The 3,285-nt window shown below is 32.0% G+C and carries 2 protein-coding genes; both read left to right on the forward strand.

Annotation, left to right across the window (positions count from 1 at the left end; genetic code table 11):
• On the forward strand, nucleotides 1-598 hold a 598-nt coding region (locus ABJF08_RS14465; RefSeq protein WP_348116967.1), incomplete at its 5' end, for a T9SS type A sorting domain-containing protein.
• Between the two features lie 416 nt (nucleotides 599-1,014).
• A partial coding sequence (locus ABJF08_RS14470; RefSeq protein WP_348116968.1) for a hypothetical protein occupies nucleotides 1,015-3,285 on the forward strand: 2,271 nt, incomplete at its 3' end.

Genomic DNA, 3,285 nt, shown 5'->3' on the forward strand with positions numbered 1-3,285 from the left:
TTATATGATTCGTTTTGAGAATACAGGTACGGCAAGTGCGGTGAACATCGTCGTGAAAGATGAAATTGATTTGACTCAATTCGATATTACTACTTTGATTCCGCTAGGTGGTAGTCACGATTATTATACGAGAATCAGAGATGGAAATGTCGTAGAATTCATTCATGAAAACATTAACCTAGATTTCAATGACGCGACTAACGATGGTTATGTATTATTCAAAATCAAAACTTTAAATACTCTTGTTGCAGGTGATACTTTTGATAATACAGCTAATATTTATTTTGATTTCAATGCTCCAATTGTAACTAATACAGAAACAGTAAGTATCATGAGTACAGCAAGCGTAGGAGAGGCTACAGATAGTAGTATTTCAGTTTATCCTAATCCTGCAAACAACTTTATTACCGCGACTGCAAACAATGCCATAGAGAGTATCAGTATTACTGATATGAGCGGTAGAATGATCACAGCAACACAATTTACAGGCGCAGCAAACGAGCAACGTTTAGAAATAGGAGAGTTGTCTTCAGGGATTTACTTTGTAACTATTAAAAGTGATGTAGGCCAGAAAATAGAGAAGTTACTTGTTGAGTAAATTTCTCATGAATTCCAATAAAATAAAAAGCCTTTTCTTAATAGAAGAGGCTTTTTTTTCCGCTTTCGCGAAAGCGAATAAGATATAATTACTTTAAATAGGTAAGAATGTTGAAATAGTAATTTGAATAGGTATCTATTACCAAATAAATTTAAGATTTTATTAATTCGTTATCAAATGATAATTAAGTAGTTAAATGCATGTTAAAAGGATTTAAGATAATATTAAGATTAAGAAAGTGAAGTAATTTAGGGAAATCCAAAACCACCAAAATGAAAAACTTTACTCTATTATCAATTTTACTAATGCTCGTAAGTATACAATTTACTTCCGCACAAGATGTCTCATTCACAGATCCAGATCTTGAAAATTATTTATTGAATTGCTATTGTATGAGAAATTTGAATGGAAATGGCTTGGGGAGTATAGACATTAATAATGATTCAAGTATTCAAATATCTGAAGCTCAAAATGTCGGTAAAATGTATGTAACTGGAATGTCCATAGATGATTTATCAGGGATAGAATTTTTCTCTAATCTTACTGAATTGGAAATGGAAGATACTTCAGTAACATATATCAATGCAAGTATTCTTCCTTCTAGTCTCCAAAAATTAGAATTAAACGATAATTTAATTTCTCAGATTAATATAGCAAATCATAATAGCTTGCAATACTTTTCCATGAATTGTACAGGAACCAATTGTCCCAACATCAATTCTTTAGATTTAATTAATTTAAACATGTTAATATCACTTGCTGTTTCTCATGATAATATAGCGAGTTATAATATTTCAGGTTTGCCAGCCTTGAAAAATTTTAATGTAAGAGGTTATCCTAACTCATCTTTGAATTTGACAAGTACTAATCTAGAAAACCTAAGTGTTAGAGATGCATCTAATCTCAACCAATTGAACACTAATTCTTTTAGTGTTCTAGAATTTATTTCTTTAAATAACGTTCCAATAAATAATTTAGATTTGAGTTCAAATCTCACACTAGAGAGGATTTCATTCACGGACATGACTCTCAGTAATCTTGATGTTTCCAACAATGCACTATTAAACTATTTACAACTAACTAATTTTAACACAAATAATTTAGATCTATCTAACAATACTAGCCTTGAAGATATTCAAATTAGAGATGGGTCAATCTCAAATTTGATAACGCCATCATTTACCAATTTGACCAATTTAATATTACAAAATAATAATATTCCTTTGTCAAACTTCAACAGTAGTTTTAGTACATTAAATCAATTAGGTTATCTCCATAATGGAATTTCTTCATTTGATATATCAGGATTTACAGTTTTGAGATATTTAGACTTATCTGGTAATAATCTAACTCAACTCAACGGATCTAATTCAAATATCATTTCGGTTAATTTAACTTGGAATCCATTGACCAACTTTGATTCTTCAAATTTAGTAGGTCTGGAATCATTAACTGTTTACCAAGTACCCATAACTTCTCTTGACGTTTCCAGTTCGCCAAATTTCCGAAGTTTAGGTTGTAGTAATAGCTTATTAACTGAGCTAGATTTTAGTAATAATCCACTTTTTAATTCATTGACAGCTACTAATGTTCCTTTAGAAATTTTAAATCTAAAAAATGGGTCACCTAACTATAATCACACTAATACAGGGATTAAAGTTACAAACCATCCTTCTCCATCTCAGTTCAGATACTTATGTGTAGATGATGATGAGATAGAAAACATGAATATTCTTGATTTTACGTTTCCAAATTTAGAAATCAACTCTTATTGTTCATTTACAACAGGTGGAATAAGTAACGAGGTAAGTGGTATTTCAACTATAGATTTAAATAATAATGGTTGTACTACCAGTGATCCTATTTTTTCAAATTTAGTTTATACAGTTAGTGACGCATTAAATTCTGGTTTATTTTCATCAAATACAGACGGCTTTTACTCATTATCTGTTCTCGACGGTCAACACACCATCACCCCAAATCCAGAAAACCCAACCTACTGGAATTTCTCGCCATCAAGTGTAGTTGTAAATTTCCCAACCCAAACCAGTCCATTCACACAAGATTTTTGTGTCACTGCAAATGGAAGCATTGAAGACCTAGAAGTATTTGTATTACCAATAGAACAAGCACGACCAGGATTTGATACTGATTATAAAGTAGTAGTTAAAAACAAAGGAAACGTTACAACAAGTGGAACAGTAACCTTAGATTTTGAAGGAGATTTTATGACTTTATTATCTTCTACACCTACCGCTGCAACTCCAGCGACTAATCAGTTGAGTTGGTCAGTGAGTAATCTACAGCCTTTCCAGATGGAAGAGTATGCGTTTACCATGACATTAAATACACCTACACAAACTGCAAATCCATTAAACGGTAATGATATTTTAACTTTTACAGGAGCAGTTGCGGGAACTGGAACAGACGCCATGCCAGCCGATAATGTGATGGTGTTTGATCAAACGGTTGTGAATTCTTATGACCCTAATGATAAAACCTGTCTAGAAGGTAAAACTATTGACCCTAGCGATGTTGGTAAATATGTTCATTATATGATTCGTTTTGAGAATACAGGTACGGCAAGTGCGGTGAACATCGTCGTGAAAGATGAAATTGATTTGACTCAATTCGATATTACTACTTTGATTCCGCTAGGTGGTAGTCACGATTATTATACGAGAATC

Source organism: Nonlabens sp., from assembly GCF_039941875.1.
Taxonomy (GTDB): domain Bacteria; phylum Bacteroidota; class Bacteroidia; order Flavobacteriales; family Flavobacteriaceae; genus Nonlabens.